The organism is Mycobacterium sp. ABE4_509, assembly GCF_056160785.1.
Window position 1 is genome coordinate 1 of sequence record NZ_JBSWXU010000365.1, and the last position, 254, is coordinate 254.

A 254-nucleotide genomic window follows, 5' to 3' on the forward strand; every position below is an offset into this window, starting at 1 on the left:
CGCCGGTCGCCGTGCTGACCACAGCCGAGTTGCGCCCACGGCTCGACGACTGCGATCTGGCGGCCATCGATATCGGGGTGCTCGGGGATCCGGGGGATCCCGGGGATCCCGGAGATCTCGGGGATCCCGGAGATCTTGGGGACCTCGCAGACGTCGGCGACACCGCAGACCCCGCCGCCACGCCGGCCCAACCGGGCCCTGACGACATCGCCTACATCATCTACACCTCAGGCACCACCGGAACACCCAAGGGC

1 protein-coding gene is annotated in these 254 nt (G+C 69.7%); it reads left to right on the top strand.

The window, feature by feature from the left end:
• On the top strand, nt 1-254 hold a 254-nt coding region (locus tag ACXAID_RS28505), incomplete at both ends, for an AMP-binding protein (RefSeq protein WP_475025487.1).